The 22,197-nt window shown below is 63.3% G+C and carries 22 protein-coding genes; 7 read left to right on the top strand and 15 right to left on the bottom strand.

The window, feature by feature from the left end:
• Positions 1-51: 51 nt before the first annotated feature.
• Complete coding sequence (gene uvrB / locus IAG39_RS12935; RefSeq protein WP_223283244.1) at positions 52-2,172, bottom strand: excinuclease ABC subunit UvrB; 2,121 nt, start codon at positions 2,170-2,172, stop codon at positions 52-54.
• Between the two features lie 75 nt (positions 2,173-2,247).
• Between uvrB and IAG39_RS12930 the strand changes: the two genes are divergently transcribed.
• Complete coding sequence (locus IAG39_RS12930; protein WP_118932687.1) at positions 2,248-3,447, top strand: amino acid aminotransferase; 1,200 nt, start codon at positions 2,248-2,250, stop codon at positions 3,445-3,447.
• A gap of 96 nt (positions 3,448-3,543) precedes the next feature.
• Here IAG39_RS12930 and IAG39_RS12925 read toward each other — a convergent pair whose 3' ends face one another.
• Complete coding sequence (locus IAG39_RS12925) at positions 3,544-4,290, bottom strand: IclR family transcriptional regulator (protein ID WP_165867838.1); 747 nt, start codon at positions 4,288-4,290, stop codon at positions 3,544-3,546.
• Here IAG39_RS12925 and IAG39_RS12920 point away from each other — a divergent pair.
• From IAG39_RS12920 to lexA, 4 genes are all read left to right on the top strand, one after another.
• Positions 4,289-5,677 carry a thiolase family protein gene (locus IAG39_RS12920; RefSeq protein ID WP_316253613.1) on the top strand — a complete coding sequence of 463 codons (1,389 nt, stop codon included), beginning with the start codon at positions 4,289-4,291 and terminating at the stop codon, positions 5,675-5,677. The two genes, IAG39_RS12925 and IAG39_RS12920, sit on opposite strands and share 2 nt — an antisense overlap.
• 1 nt (position 5,678) lies before the next feature.
• Entirely contained in the window at positions 5,679-7,208 is a 1,530-nt protein-coding gene (locus tag IAG39_RS12915) for a class I adenylate-forming enzyme family protein (protein WP_118932690.1), read from the top strand.
• Positions 7,205-8,170, top strand: a complete 966-nt coding sequence (locus IAG39_RS12910) for a Bug family tripartite tricarboxylate transporter substrate binding protein (protein WP_059373551.1) — start codon at positions 7,205-7,207, stop codon at positions 8,168-8,170. Before IAG39_RS12915 ends, IAG39_RS12910 begins: the two co-directional genes overlap by 4 nt.
• 225 nt (positions 8,171-8,395) lie before the next feature.
• A complete protein-coding gene (lexA, locus tag IAG39_RS12905) occupies positions 8,396-9,046 on the top strand; it encodes a transcriptional repressor LexA (RefSeq protein WP_118932691.1) in 651 nt (216 codons plus the stop codon).
• Positions 9,047-9,170: 124 nt separating this feature from the next.
• Here lexA and lon read toward each other — a convergent pair whose 3' ends face one another.
• The 5 genes from lon to IAG39_RS12880 all read right to left on the bottom strand — a co-directional run bounded on the left by lon (position 9,171) and on the right by IAG39_RS12880 (position 16,172).
• A complete protein-coding gene (lon, locus tag IAG39_RS12900) occupies positions 9,171-11,621 on the bottom strand; it encodes an endopeptidase La (protein WP_059373563.1) in 2,451 nt (816 codons plus the stop codon).
• 258 nt (positions 11,622-11,879) lie between these two features.
• Positions 11,880-13,178 (bottom strand): ATP-dependent Clp protease ATP-binding subunit ClpX, encoded by a 1,299-nt coding sequence (gene clpX / locus IAG39_RS12895; protein ID WP_054456097.1) that lies wholly within the window; start codon positions 13,176-13,178, stop codon positions 11,880-11,882.
• Between the two features lie 100 nt (positions 13,179-13,278).
• Entirely contained in the window at positions 13,279-13,932 is a 654-nt protein-coding gene (gene clpP / locus IAG39_RS12890; RefSeq protein WP_054456095.1) for an ATP-dependent Clp endopeptidase proteolytic subunit ClpP, read from the bottom strand.
• Between the two features lie 4 nt (positions 13,933-13,936).
• Positions 13,937-15,247 carry a trigger factor gene (tig, locus tag IAG39_RS12885; protein ID WP_059373566.1) on the bottom strand — a complete coding sequence of 437 codons (1,311 nt, stop codon included), beginning with the start codon at positions 15,245-15,247 and terminating at the stop codon, positions 13,937-13,939.
• Positions 15,248-15,416: 169 nt separating this feature from the next.
• Complete coding sequence (locus tag IAG39_RS12880) at positions 15,417-16,172, bottom strand: M48 family metalloprotease (RefSeq protein WP_059373567.1); 756 nt, start codon at positions 16,170-16,172, stop codon at positions 15,417-15,419.
• Positions 16,173-16,429: 257 nt separating this feature from the next.
• Here IAG39_RS12880 and IAG39_RS12875 point away from each other — a divergent pair, with 257 nt between their 5' ends.
• Positions 16,430-16,981, top strand: coding sequence for a TIGR00645 family protein (locus IAG39_RS12875; RefSeq protein WP_059373569.1), 552 nt, complete (start codon positions 16,430-16,432; stop codon positions 16,979-16,981).
• A 120-nt stretch (positions 16,982-17,101) separates the two neighbouring features.
• Here the strand turns inward: IAG39_RS12875 and IAG39_RS12870 are convergent, their stop codons facing one another.
• The 5 genes from IAG39_RS12870 to IAG39_RS12850 form a co-directional block, all read right to left on the bottom strand.
• A complete protein-coding gene (locus IAG39_RS12870; protein WP_006225311.1) occupies positions 17,102-17,308 on the bottom strand; it encodes a cold-shock protein in 207 nt (68 codons plus the stop codon).
• Between the two features lie 330 nt (positions 17,309-17,638).
• Positions 17,639-18,202, bottom strand: a complete 564-nt coding sequence (locus IAG39_RS12865) for a DUF924 family protein (protein ID WP_118932692.1) — start codon at positions 18,200-18,202, stop codon at positions 17,639-17,641.
• Positions 18,203-18,432: 230 nt separating this feature from the next.
• The gene (locus IAG39_RS12860; RefSeq protein WP_006220190.1) at positions 18,433-18,636 is read right to left on the bottom strand and encodes a cold-shock protein; all 204 of its coding nucleotides are present in this window, start codon (positions 18,634-18,636) and stop codon (positions 18,433-18,435) included.
• 375 nt (positions 18,637-19,011) lie between these two features.
• Positions 19,012-19,332: a hypothetical protein gene (locus IAG39_RS12855; protein ID WP_059373572.1), complete on the bottom strand. Its 321-nt coding sequence runs from the start codon at positions 19,330-19,332 to the stop codon at positions 19,012-19,014.
• A 93-nt stretch (positions 19,333-19,425) separates the two neighbouring features.
• Positions 19,426-19,824 carry a hypothetical protein gene (locus IAG39_RS12850; RefSeq protein ID WP_118932693.1) on the bottom strand — a complete coding sequence of 133 codons (399 nt, stop codon included), beginning with the start codon at positions 19,822-19,824 and terminating at the stop codon, positions 19,426-19,428.
• Between the two features lie 124 nt (positions 19,825-19,948).
• Between IAG39_RS12850 and IAG39_RS12845 the strand changes: the two genes are divergently transcribed.
• Entirely contained in the window at positions 19,949-20,245 is a 297-nt protein-coding gene (locus IAG39_RS12845; RefSeq protein ID WP_059373680.1) for a DUF2513 domain-containing protein, read from the top strand.
• A 12-nt stretch (positions 20,246-20,257) separates the two neighbouring features.
• Here IAG39_RS12845 and IAG39_RS12840 read toward each other — a convergent pair whose 3' ends face one another.
• The 3 genes from IAG39_RS12840 to IAG39_RS12830 form a co-directional block, all read right to left on the bottom strand.
• Entirely contained in the window at positions 20,258-20,530 is a 273-nt protein-coding gene (locus IAG39_RS12840) for a hypothetical protein (RefSeq protein ID WP_059373576.1), read from the bottom strand.
• Positions 20,531-20,600: 70 nt separating this feature from the next.
• Positions 20,601-20,987: a RidA family protein gene (locus IAG39_RS12835; RefSeq protein ID WP_059373578.1), complete on the bottom strand. Its 387-nt coding sequence runs from the start codon at positions 20,985-20,987 to the stop codon at positions 20,601-20,603.
• A gap of 24 nt (positions 20,988-21,011) precedes the next feature.
• Positions 21,012-22,169 carry a DSD1 family PLP-dependent enzyme gene (locus IAG39_RS12830; protein WP_118932694.1) on the bottom strand — a complete coding sequence of 386 codons (1,158 nt, stop codon included), beginning with the start codon at positions 22,167-22,169 and terminating at the stop codon, positions 21,012-21,014.
• Positions 22,170-22,197: the final 28 nt, after the last annotated feature.

The following is a 22,197-nucleotide window of genomic DNA, read 5'->3' as shown; positions in this document are numbered from 1 at the left end:
ATATTCAGCCGCCAGTCAGCGAAAAGAAACATTTAGACACGTAATCCGCTGCTACACCGCCCCGTCCAGCAGCACGCGCTGCTTCAGCGCGGTCAGCGCGTCGCGCGCCGCAGCCGCCTGTTCGAACTCGAGGTTCCGGGCATGATCCATCATCAGCTTTTCGAGGCGCTTGATCTCGCGGGCCAGGGCCTTTTCGTCCTTCAGGAACTCGGCCGGAACTGCGGCCTCGAGCGCGTCGTGCTGCGTCGGCGCGACCACGCCATCAATCAGTTCGCGCACGGCCTTCTGCACGCCCCGGGCGGTAATGCCGTGGTCGGCGTTGAACTTCAGCTGCTTGGCGCGCCGCCTTTCGGTTTCCTCCATGGCGCGCTGCATCGAATCGGTGATGCGGTCCGCATAAAGGATGGCGTGGCCGTTGAGGTTGCGCGCCGCACGCCCGATGGTCTGGATCAGGCTGCGTTCCGAACGCAGGAAGCCTTCCTTGTCGGCATCCAGGATCGCGACCAGCGACACTTCGGGAATATCCAGCCCTTCGCGCAGCAGGTTGATCCCCACCAGCACGTCAAAGGTGCCCAGGCGCAGGTCGCGGATGATTTCCACGCGCTCGACGGTGTCGATATCCGAATGCAGATAGCGCACTCGGACGCCGTGCTCGCTCAGGAAGTCCGTCAAGTCCTCCGCCATGCGCTTGGTCAGCGTGGTGACCAGCACGCGCTCCGCTTGCGCCACGCGCGCCTTGATCTGCCCGAGGAGGTCATCGACCTGGGTCCGGGCCGGCAGGACCTCGACCAGCGGATCGACCAGCCCGGTAGGCCGCACCACTTGTTCCACGACGTTGTCGGTGTGCTCTTTCTCGTAGGCGGCCGGCGTGGCCGACACGAACACGCACTGGCGCATCCGAGCCTCGAATTCCTCGAGTTTCAGCGGCCGGTTGTCCAGCGCCGACGGCAGGCGAAAGCCGTACTGCACCAGCGTTTCCTTGCGCGCGCGGTCGCCCCGGTACATGCCGCCCAACTGGCCGATGGTGACGTGGCTTTCGTCAATGAACATGAGCGCATCGGACGGCAGGTAGTCGATGAGGGTGGGCGGCGGTTCGCCTGGCGCCGCGCCGGACAGGTGGCGAGAGTAGTTTTCGATGCCTTTGCAGAAGCCCAGCTCCTGCAGCATTTCCAGGTCGAAACGGGTGCGCTGCTCCAGCCGCTGCGCCTCGACCAGATGGCCGTCGTCGACGAAGCGCTTGACCCGTTCGCGCAGCTCTTCCTTGATGGTTTCAATGGCGCGCAGCACGGTGTCGCGCGGCGTGACGTAGTGCGAACCGGGATAGACGGTAAAGCGCGGCAGCTTCTGGCGGATGCGGCCGGTCAGCGGATCGAACAGCTCCAGGCTTTCGATCTCGTCGTCGAACAGCGTCAGGCGCAGCGCCAGTTCCGGGCTTTCCGCCGGGAAGATGTCGATGGTCTCGCCACGCACCCGGAAGACGCCGCGGGTGAACTCGGCGTCGTTGCGGGTGTACTGCATGGCGACCAGGCGGGCCAGGATCTCGCGGCGCGAGATCTGGTCGCCGGCGCGCAGGATCAGCACCATGGCGTGGTAGTCGCCCGGGTTGCCGATACCGTAGATGCACGACACGGTGCCCACGATGATGGTGTCGCGGCGCTCCAGCAGGCTCTTGGTCGCCGACAGCCGCATCTGTTCGATGTGCTCATTGATGGACGAATCCTTTTCAATGAACAGGTCGCGCGTCGGCACGTACGCTTCGGGCTGGTAGTAGTCGTAGTACGAAACGAAGTACTCGACGGCGTTCTTCGGGAAGAACTCCCGCATTTCGGCGTACAGCTGGGCGGCCAGCGTCTTATTGGGGGCCAGAACCAGCGCCGGGCGCCCCATGCGGGCGATGACGTTGGCCATGGTGTAGGTCTTGCCGGAGCCCGTCACGCCCAATAGCGTCTGAAACATCAGGCCGTCTTCGACCCCCTGGGTCAACCCCTCGATGGCGGTGGGCTGATCGCCCGCCGGCGGATAGGGTTGGTACAGGTGAAACGGGCTGCCCGGGAAATCGATGAATCCGGGGCCTGGCGCGGACGGATCCGCCACGGCCAATGCCGCCGCGGGATCGGCCGCCAGGTTCGCTGCGGCCCCCGCCGTAATCGGGTCTATTGCGCTCTTAGGCATGCTAGACTCTTCCAGGGTAAACCCCTCATTATCCACAGCAGCCCGTACTGCGTCCACCCACCTCATCAGACTCCCATGAGCACCCTTTTCGATTCCGTCGAACTCGCCCCGCGCGACCCCATTCTTGGCCTGAACGAACAATTCAACGCTGATACGCGTCCCGGTAAAGTCAATCTGGGCGTGGGCGTGTACTACGACGATCAGGGTCGCATCCCCCTGCTGGGCGCGGTTCGCAAGGCCGAAGCCGCCCGCATCGAAGCCGCCGCCGCCCGCGGCTACCTGCCCATCGAAGGCATCGCCGGTTACAACAACGGCGCGCAAGCCCTGCTGCTGGGCAAGGATTCCGCACTGGCCGCCGCCGGCCGCGTGCTGACCACCCAGGCCCTGGGCGGCACCGGCGCGCTGAAGATCGGCGCCGACTTCCTGCGCCAACTGCTGCCGACCTCCAAGGTCCTGATCAGCGATCCCAGCTGGGAAAACCACCGCGCCCTGTTCGAGCGCGCCGGTTTCGAAGTCGGCACCTATTCGTACTACGACGCCGCTACCCGCGGCCTGAACTTCGACGCCATGCTGGCCGACCTGAAGGCCGCGCCGGCCAAGACCGTCGTCGTGCTGCATGCCTGCTGCCACAACCCCACCGGCGTGGACCCCACCGCCGACCAGTGGAAGCAGATCGCCGCCGTCGTCAAGGAAAACCATCTGGTCCCGTTCCTGGACATCGCCTACCAGGGCTTCGGCGACGGCCTGACCGAGGACGCCTCGGTCGTGCGCATGTTCGCCGACCTGGACCTGACCATGTTCATCAGCTCCTCGTTCTCGAAGTCGTTCTCGCTGTACGGCGAGCGAGTCGGCGCGCTGACGGTCGTCGCCGGCAGCAAGGACGAAGCCACCCGCGTGCTGAGCCAGCTCAAGCGCGTGATCCGCACCAACTACTCCAACCCGCCCACCCACGGCGGCACGGTGGTGTCGACGGTCCTGAACACGCCTGAACTCTTCGCCATGTGGGAAGAGGAACTCGCCGGCATGCGCGACCGCATCCGCCTGATGCGCAAGCAACTGGTCGACAAGATCAAGGAACACGGCGGCAAGCAGGACTTCAGCTTCGTGCTGAAGCAGCGCGGCATGTTCTCGTACTCGGGCCTGACCGCCGCGCAAGTGGACCGCCTGCGCGAAGAGCATGGCGTGTATGCCGTTTCCAGCGGCCGCATCTGCGTCGCCGCGCTGAACAGCGGCAACATCGACAAAGTCGCCAAGGGCATCGCGGCCGTGCTGTAAAGCCGTTTACCGCGCACAGGCCCATGCGGGCCTGCAGCCAGGAACGGGACCTTCGGGTCCCGTTTTCTTTTGCGCTGCCCGTTGCGCGCGGCAGCTTTACTTGTCCAGGAACCGGTTCATCTCTTCGCGGATCATCTGGGCAACAGCCTCCTGGCGCTTTTGCGTCATGCGATTGTCCAGTGCCGCGACACTGATGCCGCCCAGCACATCGCCTTCCTTGTTCATCAGCGTGACGCCCACGCCCGTAACCTTGCTGACCGCGTGGCTGCCTATCACGGCATAGCCGCGCTTACGCGCGCGGGCAATGCGCATGCGCAGCTGCTCCAGCGTAAGCGACTTGTACTTGAGAAAGCGGGCCCTGTTGACGTTGAGGTAATGCTCCGTAAGGTCTTCGTCGAAGCTCGCCAGCATGGCCAGCCCACCCGCACCCACGCCGATGGGCTGCCGGTTGCCGACCGGGATGGCCAGGGCCTGGATCGGATACGCACCCACTTCCCGAGCAATGCACAGGGTGTCCAGGTCTTGCAGGATCACCAGGAAACTGGCGTCTTCGGTGCGGTCGGAGATGCGCCTCAGCAAAGGTCCATAGCGTACGGACAGCGACGATTGCGCAGCCAGTGACTCCCCGAGTTTCCGGCAATAGTCGCCAAGGTAGTACTTCTTGCTGCGCGCGTTACGGGCCACCAGTCCCTGCGCCATCAGTTCGCGCAACAGGCGCAGCGCCGTCGGTTTTTCCAAGCCCTGCTCCCGACACACGTCGATGAGCCGCAGACCTTCCTCGTGATGGCGCTGCACGGTTTTCAGCACTCGCAGCGCTTTCTGGATGCTGGAGGATTGCGTCATGTCATCCGGATCCACACCAGGTAAAAAAAGTTTCACATGCCGGAACTTTATCCTGTTTTCAACGGGTAAGCAGGGGTTAATGCGGAACGGCCAGCCACGCAGAATAGAGCCACTCATCGATCAGCTGCCTAGGCCCAATATGAACGTCTATATCACCGGCATCGCCCATACTCCGCTTGGCCGCCACCCGGATCTCTCGGTCAAGCAATTAACCGAACAAGCCGTCAACACTGCCCTGGCCGACAGCGGCCACGGACTGGAAGACATGCAGGCGGCGTGGTTTTCCAACGTGCGCCAAGGCCAAATGGAAAAGCAGAATTCGATCCGTGGCCAATGCGCGCTGAACGCGATGGGGGTGAGCGGCATCCCCGTCTTCAATATCGAAAACGCCTGCGCCAGCAGCAGTTCCGGCTTGTTCAACGCCTGCATGGCGGTCGAATCGGGCATGTTCGACACGGTCTTGGTGGTAGGCGCGGAAAAGATGTTCTATCCGGACAAGAAGGCCGAGATGATGAACGCGTTCTTCGGCGGCACCGACATACATTTGTTGCGTCAGACATGGGATTTCTTCTGCCAGCAGGAGACCGACCCCGGCATCCGCCAGCGGCTGAACTCTCCCGGCGCCTGGAATACGCAGAGCTTTTTCATGGACATTTATGCGGCCATGGCGCGCCAGCATATGCGCACGTATGGCACCACGCAGCGGCAGATCGCCAGTGCGGCAGCCAAGAACCACGCGCACTCGACCACGAACCCGCTGGCCCAATACCAGAACGATATGTCGACCGACGAAGTGCTTGCGACCCCCGAGATCGCCTGGCCACTGACGCGCGCCATGTGCGCACCCATTTCCGACGGTGCCGCCGCCATCGTGTTGTCCAGCGGCCGCGCCCTGTCAGACGCGCGCAGGCAACGGGCCGTCAGGGTCGCGGGCATCGGCGCGGCCAGCACGGTGATCCGCGACATCGCCGATATGGACAGGCATTGCGTGCACCTGGCTGCCAAGCGCGCCTATGCCATGGCCGGGATCACGCCGCAGGACATCGACCTGGCTGAAGTGCATGACGCATCCAGCTTCGCGGAACTGCTGCAGATCGAGAATCTGGGCCTTTGCGCCCGCGGCCAAGGCGGGCCATACACCGAAAGCGGAGCGACCAGCCTGGGCGGTCCCACACCCGTCAACGTATCGGGCGGCCTGGTGTCCAAAGGACACCCGATCGCCGCGACGGGATTGGTGCAAATCCATGAGCTCGTTACGCAACTGCGCCATGAGGCCGGCGCGCGCCAGGTACAGGGCGCCCGTACCGCAGTGGCCGAAAACGGCGGCGGCTTCTTGCACTACGAAGATGCCGCGGCCGTAGTCACGGTGCTCAGCAACAGGCTCTAGCATGCAGCCTGTCGATTTCTTCCTGCATGCAGCCATGCGGTACCCGGACCGCATCGCAGCGATCGATGCGGCTAGCGGCCGCACCCATACCTACGAAGCGCTGCGCGGCCAGACGCTGGCGCTGGCTGCGGCGCTACAACGCCTGTCGGGCAAACCGCGTCCAGTGATCGCGACGCTGGCCGGCAATTCGCACGCGATGCTGCTGGGCATATTGGCCACCTACGCCTGCGCCGGCGTGCTGGTACCGCTGACGCCGACCGTGGTCGAACAGGACATCGCCCGCCAGTTGGCGACGGCCGCGCCCGACATCGTATTGCACGACGCGGCATACGAGGCGCTGCTGGCTTCCTACCACGGTCTGCGCATCTGCAACGACGCGGGCCGTCAGCTCCATGTCGATACGCTGGTGCGTGAACACGCGGGCCGGTCACCATCGCGCTCCAACCCGGATCTGAGCGAAACGACCGCCATCAAGTTCACCGGCGGATCGTCGGGCGCGCCCAAAGCCGTATTGCAGTCGCTACGCTGCATCAACACCATGGTGGCATCACTGGCCATGACATATGGTTTCGACAGCGAGGAACGCTTCCTGCTGGCTCCACCGATGACGCATGGCGCAGGCACTTTCGTGCTGCCGGTATTGCATGCCGGGGGCTGCCTGGTGATCGCTGGCAAGGCCACAGCCGAACAATTGCACGCCTTGATGGAAACCCATGGAGTGACGTCCACCTGGCTGCCCCCCACGCTGCTCCAACGGCTGGTGCAGGCACAGTGCGCCGCTGCGCGCCATCTGCCGGCGCTGCGCAACCTGCTGTATGGCGGTGCGCCATGCCCAGCCCCGCTGCAATCGCAGGCGATTGCGGAGTTTGGCCCCGTGCTGGGCGTCACCTACGGCCTGACGGAAGCGCCGGTCATCATCGCCGGCATGAACGGCGCGACCGGCTCCCTGCCGGAAAACCTCGGCAGCGCAGGCCGCATCGGCCCCCTGACGCGGGTGGCGGTCGTTGGCGCCGACGGCCACCCGACCACAATCCCAAACACCCTGGGCGAAATTATCGCCAGCGGCGACTTGCTGATGTCGGGCTACCTGAACATGCCCGAACAGACCGCGGCCGTCCTGAAAGATGGCTGGTTCCACACCGGAGACATCGGTGTCATCGATGAACGCGGGTTCCTGTTCATCAAGGGCCGCAGCAAGGACATCATCATCAGCGGCGGCTTCAATGTGTATCCCTCTGACGTCGAAAACGCCTATGCGCAACACCCCGGTATCGCCGAATGCGTGGTGTTCGGCAATGCCGACGACGACTGGGGCGAACGCGTCGAAATGGCGGTCGTGCCGATTCGGCCGGGCTCGGTCAGCGTCCAGGCGCTGATCGACTACGGCAAGCAGCAGTTGGGGTCCGTGCGGACACCCAAAATCATCCACATCGTGCAGTCTTTTCCAAAAAACACGCTGGGCAAAATCGACAAGCGGCGAATCATCGACGACTTGCGCAACGCGACCCGGCAGGAGGAACATCGATCATGAATTTCAAGACCTGGATTGCCGCCACAAGCTGCGCATTCGCCGTCACGCTGGGCGGCCCCGCGGCCGCAGCCTTTCCGGAGCAGCCCATCCGCTTCGTGGTCGGGTTTCCGCCGGGAGGGTCGACAGATATCGTCGCGCGGGTATTGGCTGAAGGCCTGTCGCGTGAACTGGGACAGGCCGTGGTCGTCGAAAACAAGGCCGGCGCTGGCGGCACTATCGGCGCCTCGTCGGTCGCGCACGCCAAACCCGACGGCTACACCATCTTCCTGGGTACCGTAGCCACCAACGTGATCAACCCGCTGCTGCGCAAGGAGCTGAATTTCGACCCTATCAAGGATTTCACCATGATTGGCGAGGTTGGCTTCTACACCAATCTGGTGCTGGTCAATGCCGATTCCAAGTACCAGAACCTGCGCACGCTGGTCGCCGACGCAAAGCAGCGGCAGTTGTCGTACTCCAGCCCCGGGGCTGGCACATCGCCGCACATGACCGGCGAGTACTTCAAGATCCTGACAGACGCGAAGATGCAGCACATTCCCTTCTCGGGCAGCGGGCCGGCGTTAACCGCGCTGATGGGTGGTCACGTCGACCTCGGGTTCGACAATCTGCCTGCGGCCCTGAGCCTGGTGCAGTCGGGCAAAGTGCGGGCGCTGGCCATCACCAGCAGCACGCGCATCAAGGAACTGCCCGACGTGCCCACCGCCGAGGAACTGGGAGTGAAGAACATGAGCGTGGACGCCTGGGTCAGCGTCATGGGCCCGGCCGGCATTCCTGCCGACCGGCTGTCGGTGCTGAGCGCCGCCTTGCTGAAAACGTTGACCAAACCCGACATCATCCGCAAGCTTGAAGACAAGGCCGTCACGATCAAAGCCACCCGCCCGGACGAATTGCAGGGCTATATCGAATCCGAGACCCAAAAGTGGCGCAGCGTCATCGAGACGGCCGGAATCAAGCCGGAGTAACAGACGCCGCATCGTCCAGGCCCGGCCGCGCCATGGAGCCGCAAGCACATGGCTTTCCAGCGTCCGGGCGCCGCCGGTTCCGCCGGGCCCGTCCAATCGGGACATTCTGAGCGGCCTGCCATTACGTTGGCTTTGAGACGGTCCGCCCCGAGCTTGCTTTTTTGCGCTGCGTCCCCCAGAATGGCGCTGTATATATGTACAGTCCGCTAGCACCGGATCATCGCCATGGCCAGCAAACTCACTGATCGCCAACAACAAATCCTGGATCTCATCAGGCAGACCGTCACGCGCACGGGCTTCCCGCCGACCCGCGCCGAAATTGCCCTGGCCCTGGGTTTCCGATCCCCCAACGCGGCGGAAGATCACCTCAAGGCGCTTGCCCGCAAGGGCGCCATCGAGCTGACCGCCGGCGCGTCGCGCGGCATCCGCCTGAAGGACGCCTCCCCTGCCCCCACGCAAAGCTCGCTGCCCATGCCGGGCCTGGCCCAATTGCTGCTGCCGCTGGTCGGCCGCGTCGCTGCGGGCAGCCCCATCCTGGCCGCCGAACACGTGGAACGCGAAGTCGGCGTCGATCCCAACCTGTTCGCCCAGACGCCCGACTACCTGCTCAAGGTGCGCGGCATGAGCATGCGCGACGCTGGCATCCTGGAAGGCGACCTGCTCGCCGTAAAGAAAGCCTCGGAAGCCCGCAATGGTCAGATCGTGGTCGCCCGCCTGGGCGACGACGTCACCGTCAAGCGCCTGCAACGCCAGAACGGCCACATAGAACTCCTGCCCGAAAACCCCGATTTCGAACCCATCGTGGTCGAAGCTGGCCAGGATTTCGCGCTGGAAGGCATCGCGGTGGGCCTGATCCGCACGCACGCGCTGCACTAGGAACCAACAGCTCCTGCGCCTGCGCAGCATAAAAAAACCCCCGCCAATTTCTTGGCGGGGGTTTTTTGTTGGAAGCCGCATCCAGGAGGGGCGCCGCTTACTGGCGGCGTCGCTCCCGGTTCCATCAGTGCTTGAGCACCGGGTCGGTCGAACCCGGTTCGGCAGGCTTGGCCACCAGGGGTTCCTTGACCGCTTCTTCCTCGGCCAGGGGCTCCGGCAGGCGCTCCAGCGCCAGTTCCAGCACCTTGTCGATCCAGCGCACCGGCACGATCTCGAGATGGTTCTTGACGTTGTCCGGGATCTCCGCCAAATCCTTGACGTTTTCTTCCGGAATCAAGACCGTCTTGATGCCGCCACGGTGAGCTGCCAGCAGCTTTTCCTTCAGGCCGCCGATGGGCAGGACCTCGCCGCGCAGCGTGATCTCGCCGGTCATTGCGACATCGGCGCGCACCGGGATGCGCGACAAGGCCGACACCATGGCCGTGGTGATCGCGATACCCGCGGACGGACCGTCCTTGGGCGTCGCGCCTTCCGGCACGTGCACGTGCATGTCGTGCTTCTCGAACACGCTGTCGGCAAAGCCCAGGCGGCGGGCGCGGGAACGCACTACCGTGCGGGCCGCCTCGACCGACTCCTTCATCACGTCGCCCAGCGAGCCGGTGCGTTGGATGACGCCCTTGCCGGGCATGTCCGCGACTTCGATCGTCAGCAGGTCGCCGCCGACTTCCGTCCAGGCCAGACCCGTCACCTGACCGATCTGGTTTTCCTTTTCGGCCATGCCGAAGGCATAACGGCGCACGCCCAGGAATTCACTCAGGTTGTCGCCCGTGACGTTGACCGGCTTGACCTCGGCGGCCTTGCCTTCAGCCTTGGCGCGGTCGCTCTGGGTCAGCAACTGCTTGATGACCTTGCGGCAGATCTTGCCCACTTCGCGTTCGAGCGCACGCACACCGGCTTCGCGGGTGTAGTAGCGCACGATGTCGCGCAGCGCGCTGTCGTCGACCGTGAGTTCGCTATCCTTCACGCCGTTGTTCTTCATCAGCTTGGGCAGCAGATGGTCGCGGGCGATGTGGATCTTCTCTTCCTCGGTGTAACCCGACAGACGGATCACTTCCATGCGGTCCAGCAGCGCCGGCGGAATATTCAGCGTGTTGCTGGTGGCCACGAACATGACGTCGGACAGGTCGAAGTCGACTTCGATGTAGTGGTCCTGGAACGTGTGGTTCTGTTCCGGATCCAGCACTTCGAGCAACGCCGACGAGGGATCGCCGCGGAAATCCATGCCCAGCTTGTCGATTTCATCGAGCAGGAACAAGGGATTGCGCACGCCGACCTTCGACATGTTCTGGACGATCTTGCCAGGCATGGAGCCGATGTACGTGCGGCGGTGGCCGCGGATCTCGGCTTCGTCGCGCACGCCACCCAGCGCCATGCGTACGAACTTGCGGTTCGTCGCCTTGGCGATGGATTGGCCGAGCGAGGTCTTGCCGACGCCCGGAGGGCCGACCAGGCACAGGATCGGCGCCTTCACCTTGTCCACGCGCTGTTGCACGGCAAGGTATTCCAGGATCCGTTCCTTGACCTTTTCCAGACCGTAGTGGTCGTTGTCCAGCACCGTTTCCGCGTTGCTGATGGAATTGTTGATCTTGCTCTTCTTCCTCCAGGGGAGGTTGATGAGCGTATCGATGTAGTTGCGCACCACGGTGGCTTCTGCCGACATGGGCGACATGAGCTTGAGCTTCTTGAGCTCGGCATCGGCCTTCTTGCGCGCCTCTTTGGGCATGTGGGCAGCGATGATCTTCTTTTCGAGCTCTTCGATGTCCGCGCCTTCCTCGCCCTCGCCCAACTCCTTCTGAATGGCCTTGACCTGCTCATTCAGGTAGTAGTCGCGCTGGCTCTTTTCCATCTGCTTCTTCACGCGGCCGCGAATCCGCTTTTCGACCTGGAGGATGTCGATTTCGGTTTCGAGTTGCGTGAGCAGGCCTTCGAGGCGCTCGGAGGTGCCGACGATCTCGAGCATCTTCTGCTTCTGCTCGAGCTTCAAGGGAAGATGCGCGGCGATCGTGTCGGCCAGGCGTCCGGCATCATCGATGCCAGCCAGCGAGGTCAGGATCTCCGGGGGGATCTTCTTGTTCAGTTTTACGTACTGCTCGAACTGCGCAACGATGGCGCGGCGCAGGGCTTCGGTTTCGGAGCCTTGCATGGCGTCCGGTTCGATCGGCGACACCTGGCAGGTGAAATGCGAATCGGCATCTTCGATGCTGTTGATGCGGGCGCGCTGGGTGCCCTCGACCAGCACCTTGACGGTGCCGTCGGGCAGCTTGAGCATCTGCAGGATGCCGGCTACGCAGCCGATCTCGTAGACGTCTTCGGGGGTGGGGTCATCCTTGCCGGCGGATTTCTGGGCCACCAGCATGATGCTCTTGCCCGCTTCCATCGCAACCTCGAGCGCGCGGATAGAGCGCGGGCGGCCGACGAACAGCGGGATGACCATGTGCGGAAACACCACGACATCGCGCAGTGGGAGCAGGGGCAGGTCGATCGGGTCGGAAGGCAGGGTCTGGCTGGCAGACATAGGAGGTTCCTCGGTATGACTCGGCGTATCGGGGACGGGAGGCCTGGGTATACCCGGACAATCCACGTCGGTTACGTCTGTTATGGGAACAATAGCCGAAAATTCAAGATCTCGGCGCCTGGATCCCCCAACGGCTTAAAAAAACCGCGGGCGGCACCCTCAGTATGCAAGCGTCGCGCCTGCAGGAAAAGCGTGTTTGCACCCGGGAATGCGCCTTAGGCAAAAAAACCCGTTACAGGAACGGGCTTTTCTGAAATATCAGGCTGCGGCGTCGCGGACTTCTCCGCGCTCTGGCTTGTCTGAAGCCGCGTCCTCGTCGGCGTAGATGAGCAATGGCTTGCCCTCGCCTTCGATCGCGTTCTCGTCCAGCACCACGCGCTTGACGTTGCCCTGGGAGGGCAGGTCATACATGGTATCCAGCAGGGCCTGCTCGATGATGGAGCGCAGGCCGCGCGCGCCCGTCTTGCGGCGCAGCGCCTTGCGGGCGATCGCCTTCAGGGCGGCGGGACGCACGTCGAGCTCGGCGCCTTCCATGGCGAACAGCTTCTGGAACTGCTTGAGCAAGGCGTTCTTGGGCTCGGTCAGGATCTGCACCAGGGCCGCTTCGTCCAGTTCATCCAGGGTGGCGACCACCGGCAGACGGCCGACCAGCTCGGGGATCAGGCCGAACTTGATCAGGTCTTCGGGTTCGACTTCCGAGAACAGCTCGCCCACGCCGCGTTCCGACTTGGCGCGCACCGAGGCCGAAAAGCCGATGCCCGATTTCTCGGTGCGGTCGCGGATGACCTTTTCCAGTCCGTCGAAGGCGCCGCCCACGATGAACAGGATGTTGGTCGTGTCGACCTGGACGAAGTCCTGGTTCGGGTGCTTGCGGCCGCCCTGCGGGGGCACCGAGGCGACAGTGCCTTCGATCAGCTTCAGCAAGGCCTGCTGCACGCCCTCGCCCGACACGTCGCGGGTGATGGACGGGTTGTCGGACTTGCGGGAGATCTTGTCGATTTCGTCGATGTAGATGATGGCGCGCTGCGCCTTCTCTACTTCGTAGTTGCAGTTCTGCAGCAACTTCTGAATGATGTTCTCGACGTCTTCACCCACGTAACCGGCTTCGGTCAGCGTGGTGGCGTCGGCCATGACGAAGGGCACGTTCAACATGCGCGCCAGCGTCTGGGCCAGCAGCGTCTTGCCCGACCCGGTGGGGCCGATCAGCATGATGTTGCTCTTGGAGAGCTCGACTTCGTCGCCCTTGATCTCGCCGTGGCGGATGCGCTTGTAATGGTTGTAGACGGCCACGGCCAGCATGCGCTTGGGCGAGTTCTGCCCAATGACGTACTGGTCGAGGAAGGTCTTGATTTCAGCCGGAGTGGGCAGTTCGGAACGAATCGCCGCGCGCGCGGTGGCTTGCGCCTCCTCGCGGATGATGTCGTTGCACAGATCTATGCATTCATCGCAGATGAATACCGACGGACCCGCGATCAGCTTGCGGACTTCATGCTGGCTTTTATTGCAAAACGAGCAATGCAGCACTTTTGCGTCTGCCGATCCCTTTTTTTCAGGCATATATGTTCGTATCTCAGGTAAAGATGCGCCAGGCCGGCTAAAGGCCTAGCGCATGCGCTTACTCAAACGTGGTGGCAGCGGGTTCGGGTCAACCGGGAAGTCAGCCTTCCGAGCGGGAGGTCATAACCTTGTCCACCAGTCCATACGATACCGCATCTTCGGCCGACATGAAGTTGTCACGCTCCGTGTCTATGCCGATGCGTTCCATGGTCTGGCCGGTATTGTCGGCCAGGATGCGGTTCAGGCGTTCACGCAGGTCCAGGATCTCGCGGGCCTGGATCTGGATGTCCGAGGCCTGCCCCTGGGCGCCGCCCGAGGGCTGGTGGATCATGATGCGCGAGTTGGGCAGCGTGAAGCGCTTGCCCTTCTTGCCTGCCGCCAGCAGGAACGCGCCCATGCTGGCCGCCAGGCCGGTGCAAAGGGTGGACACGTCCGGCTTGACGAATTGCATGGTGTCAAAGATGGCCATTCCCGCATACACCGACCCGCCGGGCGAGTTGATGTACAGGGAAATGTCCTTGTCAGGATTCTCCGATTCCAGGAACAGCAACTGCGCCACGACCAGGTTGGCCGTTGCGTCGTTGACCGGACCCACCAGGAAAATGAGCCGCTCGCGGAGCAGACGCGAATAGATGTCGTAGGCGCGTTCGCCGCGCCCCGACTGCTCGATCACCATGGGAATGTAGCCCAGGCCGGTGGGGGTCACCGAAGACCCGCCATTCATTGCCGCATAGAAATCGGTGAATCTCTGCATAGTGTTACGCCATCCCCATCAACTGATCGAAAGGCACCTTCTCTTCGGTGACCTTGGCCTTTTCAAGCACGTGCGCGACGACATTGTCTTCCAGCACGATAGCCTCGATTTCAGCACGACGCTGGCGGTCGGCCAGGTAATAGCTGACAACCTGTGCGGGTTGTTCGTAGTTCTCGGCGAACTCTTCGATACGCGCACGGACTTGTTCGGGCTTGGCTTGCAGCTGGGCTTGCTTGACCAGTTCCGACACCAGCAGGCCCAGGCGCACGCGGCGCTCGGACTCGGTGGCGAAGGCTTCGGCCGGGATCGGCACGGATTCGGCGTTGGGGATGCCACGCTGCTTCAGCTCTTCGCGGGCGGCGGCGACACGGCCTTGCACGTCGTTGTCGACCAGGGCCTTCGGCACGTCGAACTTGCCGGCTTCGACCAGGGCGTCCATGACGCTGGACTTGGTGCGGCCAGCCGAACGGACCTTGACTTCGCGCTCGATGTTGCTGCGGATGTCGGCCTTCAGCTTTTCGACGTCGCCTTCGGCCTGGCCGAGGGACTTGGCGAATTCGCCGTTCAGCTCGGGCAGCACGCCTTCAGCCACTTCCTTGACGGTGATGGTGAATTCGGCGGTCTTGCCGGCAACTTCCTTGCCCTGATAGTCGTCGGGGAACTTGAGCGGGAAGACCTTGCTTTCGCCAGCCTTCAGGCCGCGGGCGGCTTCTTCGAATTCGGGCAGCATGCGGCCTTGGCCGAGCACGAACGGGAAGGCTTCGGCCTTGCCGCCTTCGAACGGCACGCCGTCGATGGTGCCGGCGAAGTCCAGCGTGACGCGGTCGCCATCTTGCGAGGCGCGGCCTTCACGGGCTTCGAACGTCGCGCGCTGCTTGCGCAGGACGTCCAGGGTCTGCTGCACTTCGGCGTCGGTGACGGCCGTTTCGTAGCGGGTGACGGCCAGGGCCGACAGGTCCGGCACGGCGACTTCGGGATAGACCTCGAACGTGGCGGTGAACGCCAGCGTGTCGTCGGCAACGCCTTCAGTCTTGGGCTCGAGGTTCGGGGCGCCGGCGACGCGCAGCTTGGCGCCATCGACAGCTTGTTCAAAGGCACGGCCAACTTGGCTATTGATCACGTCGTAGCGGATGCCGGGGCCATGGCTGCGCTCGAGCATGGCGAGCGGCGCCTTGCCCGGACGGAAGCCGGGGACCTTGGCGGTCCGGGCCACGCGCTTCAATTGCGCCTGGACTTCCTTTTCGACGTCGGCCACCGAGACGGCCAGATCAACACGGCGCTCCAGGCCGGAGAGGGTTTCAACCACAGGCTGCATTAAAAGACCTATTTTCCGAGAGATAAAGAGATGACGGGCGGATAAACGGCGCATTTTACCGGAAACTTCCAGCGCCCTGACGCAAAGGGGCGCGAGCACCCGGATAAGTCCGGATACTCGCGCCCCGTTTTCCACCCGGGACGGGAGAATTTACGCCAGCCAGTATGCCTTACTTGGCCTTGGCGATGCGCTCTTCGATGTGCTGCGCGCGCTTGGCCGAGGACGGGTGCGAGCTCATCATGTCGCTCTTGCCGCCGTCCAGTTCGGCCAGTTTCTGGAACGCGGTCACCAGGCCGCGGGTGTTCAGGCCCTTGGCCTGCAGCTGGTCGAACGAGTAATCGTCGGCGGCGCTTTCCTGCGACTGCGAGAACTGCGCGTTGATGAACTTCTCGGTCAGGTCGCCCAACTGCGAGGAGTTCAACGCGGCCACGGTGGCGCCGCCCGCGGCATTGGCGGCGTCGCGCGCGGCGGAAACGGTGTAGGCGGTCTGCATCGCCTTCTTGCTGTGGCCCAGCGCGACGTGGCCGATTTCGTGGCCCACCACGCCCAGCACTTCGTCATCGGTCATCATGTCCATCAGGCCGCTGTAGACGCGGATGCAGCCGTTGGCCATGGCCCAGGCGTTGACGTCCTTGGTGACGTAGACCTTGTAGCTGGCCTTCTGGCCGTTGACCGTGCCGCCCAGTTGCTTGGCGATCTTCTGCAGACGGGCGTCGTACTTGCTGCCGGGAGCGGCGATCTTTTCCTGGGAATCGCTCTGCGCGCAAGCCTTGTCCGACAGGGTCTTGATCTCGGCATCGCTCAGCGTGGCAGCCTGAACGACCTTGCTGCCGGCGCCGACCAGGCCGCCGATGTCCAAAGCCTGGGAGGCAGAGAAAGGGGCGAGCGCAACGCTCAGGGCAGCGACGGTGTAGCGGATCTTCATGGGAACAAACTCCTCTTTACTGGCTCTATGCGAACGAGGCCGCAATTCTATATACGACCAATGCGCACCAAGCGTTTCGCCACACAGTTTCGCAAATGCCAGTTTTCCTTACATAAAACCCGAACAGAATTTGCGCAATCGTGCTAGCGGGTATTCCCTCGGACGAGGCCCCTCAAAGAAACTGATATCTGCGGCAACGCGGCGTTGATAGAATTGCGCCCGCCATTTTTCGCACACACCATAGGGCTCGCACCCAAATGATCTCCAACACCCCTCCCCGCCTGGGCTTGCTGCCCAGCCTGATCTTCAGCTCGCGCTGGCTGCAACTGCCCTTGTACCTGGGCCTGATCGTCGCGCAAGGCGTCTACGTCATGCTGTTCCTGAAGGAGCTGTGGCACCTGGTGACGCACGCCAGCAGCTTCGGCGAAATGGAGATCATGCTGCTGGTGCTGGGCCTGATCGACGTGGTAATGATCTCGAACCTGCTGGTCATGGTGATCGTGGGCGGCTACGAAACCTTTGTGTCGCGCCTGCGACTGCAAGGCCACCCGGACCAGCCGGAATGGCTCAGCCACGTGAACGCCAGCGTGCTCAAGGTCAAGCTGGCCATGGCCATCATCGGCATCTCCTCGATCCACCTGCTGCGCACGTTCATCGAGGCCGGCACGTTGGGCACGCCCAACGCGCGCTTCTCCGAGGCCGGCGTGATGTGGCAGACCATCATCCACGCCCTGTTCATCCTGTCGGCGCTGGGAATTGCGCTGGTGGACAAGCTGGCCACGCCGCCGGCCAACCACGCGAAGCACTGACGCCGGGAAGCGCCCCCGAGGCGCGCCAGCCCGGCAACAAAAAAAGCCCCCGCACATTGCGTGCGGGGGCTTTTTTCTGGGCGGAACGCCGGGCCGGCCCGGGGCGCTGCCCTGCGAAGGTCAGGCCGCTACCTTGATGTTCTTTGCGCTGGGTCCCTTGGGGCCGGTACCGACCTCGAAGGTGACGCGCTGGTTCTCCTGCAGCGACTTGTAGCCTTCGCTGCGGATTTCCGAGTAGTGAGCGAAAAGATCCTTGCTGCCATCATCGGGCATGATGAAACCATAACCCTTTTCGGCGTTGAACCACTTAACGATGCCGGTTGCCATGGAGTGTCCTTGAACCTAGAAAAAGCGATTGCTCGCGGGGCGCCAGATCATCAAGGATGGGAGAGGAAGCAACCGCAGTACCACTGACGGCGACAAGTGAAACGCAGACCGCGTCGCTTGAAAATCTCGCTAAACCCAGTGTATTGGCGAACCCCGAAAAACGTCAAACATCCGCAAATTCGAGAGCGCCGCCAAAGCGCCGCGGAAGCAAGCCTGGCGAGGGGTTGGGACCGCCAGACGGGCCTGGAATTTTCAACTTGGAACGTGCGGACACATGCGGATACCTGCCGCCCGGCAGGCGCCCGAAACCACCCGCCGCACGGCAGCCACCTATCCTGCGAACCCGCCGGAATCCAGAAATTCCTGCTCTGCCTGGGTGGTTTGCCGCCCCAGCGCGGCGTTGCGATGGGGAAAGCGCCCAAAGCGCTTGACGATGTCGCGATGCAGGACCGCCCAGCGCAGCGAGTCGGCGTCCAATGTCTCCATCAAAGCCACCGCGCGGTTTTGCGCGGCAAGGTTCTCCGCGTGCTCGAAGGGCAGGTAGAAAAACTGGCGCAGTTGCGGATCCACTCCCAGATCATGGCCGGCCGCAATGGCCCGGTCGGCGAAGTACTGGGCCAATGGGTCGGTGGCGAACATGTGCGCGGTATCCCGGTAGGCGTTGCGCGGGAACTGGTCCAACAGAACCATCAGCGCCAAGGCGCCGGTGGCGTCGTCCAGCCATGCATCCAGCTGCCGGGCCGCCGCAGCCATGTGGGCGGCCTCAAAACGGGTGCGGAAGGCTGCGTCGAAGTCCGCGCTCTTGCTGAACCATTGCTGCGGACCGGCATTGCGCCAGAACGCGACCACCTCGTGGGGCTGCGGAACGATCTGGGAGGCGGGGGAAGAAGTCATGAGCGCGCGTATCCTGAAGTCGAAAGCAAGGCCGACAATAACAGAGACGCGCACCGTATTAGGATCCATACACCGAATGGATGAATCGAGTGCGATTCGGAAACCTGAATAAAGCGATCTAGGGATTACCCTGAGATAACACAAGCGCAGCGATACTTTCCATATTTAGGAACGCTGCGGCAGAAAACAAAAAAGCCCCACGAGGGGGCTTCTATCGAAAACTCAGACCCTTACAGGACCTGGATCTTCGTAGCTTGCGGGCCCTTGGGGCCGTTGGCCGTCACAAAGCTGACGCGCTGGTTCTCTTCCAGAGACTTGAAGCCCGAGCCCTGAATTTCGGAGAAGTGAGCGAACAGATCCTTACCACCCGCTTCCGGAGTGATGAAGCCATAGCCCTTTTCCGAGTTGAACCACTTAACGACGCCGGTTTCCATACTGTATTTCCTAGAGATAATGGGCAAATGCCCGGAGGTCACGAATCAATCAAGGAGGGGACAGTAGAACAATAACGCTGAGCCGGAAAAGGCACGGCACTGAACGAAAATCGCAACGCTTGTGATCGTGTGCCGACACTATCGTTAGGTTCCCCTCACAAGTCAACATAATCCTAAAAAATGCGTGCCAATAATGCAACAAAGAGAAACTGCACGCGGATTCCACACATTTTCATAGGCAATAAGAAGTCCTGCATAGGTGTTTACACCCACGCATCATAAAAAAACAATCTAGGCTTATATAAATGCCGCCTGCCCGCGTACGAGGATTTCTTCATACGCCGTTCGGGCTAGCACTTTGGTTTGCCGCCAGGCTTACTCGTCGATAGGTAAACCCAGCAGATCGAGCGCCGCGCCGAAAGCATCGGGGCCCGAGCAAAGGAAAACCGCCACGTCGCCGGGATTCATATTCTCCAGGACTTGGTCGATCTGTTCTTGCGCATTATCAACATTGTCGACACTAGAGGCGTGTATGTCAGCCCCTGCTTCGACTTTTTCACGCGGCACGATGTCTGCGATCGCATTGAGATCCGTCACGCCTTCCAGGACGTAGACGCTGATGCTCTCGCCATCCAGCGTGGTGTGCAGCTCGACGCCGCCCGCTACGTCGGCGACTTGCCGACTTACTATTTCCATGATCACTCTTCCTTGACTTGCGGGCGTTGCCCGCCTGGGCACGCACCTTGCAGGTGCACTCGCACGCCCAGGCGCGACTATAACAGCCTTGGGCTAATGCTTCTTGACAGTAGGACCAAGCGACTGCCGCGCGGCGCCGGAAGTGGCGGCGACGGAACGGGTCCGCACCCCGGCGTCGGCCAGGACCCGGACCAGCGGCTTCTGCGCCGTCAGGAAGCGGTCCTTCTCCTCGCCGGCGAGCTTGCAGACGAACATCTGGGCCAGCAGCTGCGTGCGGCGGGCCTTGCGGTTGCCGGCCTCCTGGGCGAGCCAGTCGCCGACCCACGCCGCCGCCGCGTCCGCATTGCCCTGCAGCTTGATATGGCCAAGCAGATCGAACACGGTCACGCCTTCGATGCGGCCGTCCTCGCTGCGCGTGAGAAAGAGCTTGGCGGCCTGGCCCGTGTAGCCTGGGATCAGCGCGAGGCAATCGCGCTCTGCGGGTTTCTTCATGGAATCTGCATGTATCGGTTATCGAGAACCCTGGACTGTAACCCGGCTGCAGCGCCTGTCGCTTCGCGGCAATCGATCTCTGCTATCGTCGGCTTGTCTTTTACCCCAACGAATGGTGGACAACATGCAACGCGATTTCGACTTGGTCGTCACTATCCTGGGCGCCCTGCGCGACGCCCCCGGCCCCAACCTGAGCACGCACGACATCAAGAACGTGGCCCTGGCGCCGCATCCCGAAGAGCAAGGGCTGCAGCTGATTGCGCATCACCTCGACCTGCTGGAAGACGCGGGCCTGGTCAAGCAGATCAGTGAAACGGCTGCCACCGCGGGCGCGACGCGCTGGCGCATCACCTGGAAGGGCTACGACGCCCTGGAACAGGATGAAGACGACGAAGACGAGGATTTCGACGCCGAAGAATAAGGCGCGCAGCGCTCAGCGGCGCAAGAGTATGCGCCGCGTGAGCAGCGACGCGGCGGCGCCGATCACCAGGCTGAACATGAAGGCGGCGATCGACAGCATCGCCGACAGCTCGCTGAAGCCGCCGTGGCGGGAAAGCAGGAACACCGCCACGCCCACCGCAACGGCCAGCGCGGCAACCCCCAGCAGGACCCGCTTGACGGAACCCAGGCGGCCGCACAGCGACCCGCCTGCCAGCGCCGCCGCCACCATCGCGGCCATGGACCAGAACAGGTATTCGTACTGCATGCGGACGGTCTCCCCCGAAGGTATTGAGGCGCAGGCATTATAGGCGTCCGCCTGCACGATCCGCCGCGCGCTAGGCGACGGCGACCACGCTGATCTCCACCAGGGCGCCGTAGTGCAGCTCGCGGGTGGGCACGATGGCCCGCGCGGGCCGATGATCGCCGAAGCCCTCCTCGTAGACCCGGTTGACCTCGTCCCAGAGCGCCACGTCCGGGATGTACACCGTCACGCTGGCGACCGCGGCAAGCGAGGCGCCGGCCGCTTCCAGGATGGCGCGAACACTGCGCAGCGCTTCCCGGGTCTGGGCCGCGGCGCCGTCGGCCAGCGCCGGCCGCGCGCCGGGCGCAGCAGGCGGCAGAAAGCCCAACTGCCCAGAGACGAAGATGAAACCGTTGGCGCGGACCGCCTGCGAATAGTGGCCGGCGGGCGGCGTGGCCTGATGTGTGTGGATGAGATCCATGCATGCCTCCTCGTGAAAGGCGGCTTACCAGCCGCGAAAGCGTTCCCAATGCGCCACTACGCCGGACGAATCCGGACGCACGACCTCGTAGGCATCGTGCTGGGCGCAGGTGGCGCAGGCGTGATTGGGCACGATGCGCAGCTTCGCTCCCAGCGGCAGATCGGGCAGGGCCGCGCCGCTGCCTGGACGCACCTTGATGATGCCCTGCTCCTGGTTGGTCTCGGCCAGCAACAGGTCGGGATAGACCGTGCCGTTCGCATCGCACACCAGGCCGTACAGTTGATCAACCCGCTGTTTGGCGGTACCCCGGTCGCGCGACATGGCCATCCATCCGGCATCCACCAGGATCCAGCCCTTGTCGGGCTGATGGCCGATCACGGTCGTCAACACGGTGGCGGCGATGTCATCGACCGAACACACGCCCAGCCCGGCCATCACCAGATCGAAGAACACGTAAACGCCCGCGCGGACTTCGGTCACGCCGTCGAGCTTGCGGGCGAAATGCGCGGTGGGGGTGGATCCCACGCTGACCACCGGACATGGCAGCCCTGCCTGGCGGATCGCCTCGGCGCAACTCACGGCCGCCACGCGCTCCTGCTCCGCCATGTCGGCAATGGCGTCGACGCTATCGCAGCCGTACGACTCGCCGGCGTGCGTCATGACGCCGCGCAGGCATGCGCCGTCCTCATGCAGGACGCGCGCAATCGCCAGCAACTGGGCCGTGTTGCCCGGCTGCACCCCGGCACGATGGCCGTCGCAGTCGATCTCGATCAGCGCCGGGATGGCGTCGCCCGCCTCCCGCGCCCGCTGGGCGACGGCGCGCGCCGCTTCCAGGCTGTCCACCACCACGGTGAGGTCCACGCCGCGGCGGCGCAGCGCCAGCACGCGGTCCAGCTTTGCCGGCGACACGCCCACGGCGTACAGCAGGTCGGTGACGCCGGCGGCGGCGAACTGTTCGGCCTCCTGCAGCGTGGACACGGCGGCCGGGCCCTGGGGTGTGGACATGAGCCGGCGCGCCACGTCGATCGATTTGGGCGTCTTCAGGTGCGGACGCAGCTGCACCCCGTGCCCGGCCATCAGCGCGTTCAGACGCTCGATGTTGCGCATCATGCGCGTCTCATCGAGCAGCAGGCATGGGGTATCCAGGGTTTCGAGGGAAGAAGGCGTGGCGTTCTGGTTCATGGCGCTCTCGGCAGGGCGTATCGGAATG

This window comes from Achromobacter xylosoxidans (assembly GCF_014490035.1).
Lineage (GTDB): Bacteria > Pseudomonadota > Gammaproteobacteria > Burkholderiales > Burkholderiaceae_B > Achromobacter > Achromobacter bronchisepticus_A.
The sequence above is the reverse complement of the archived record's forward strand: the minus strand, read 5'-3'. Positions and strand labels throughout refer to the sequence as shown.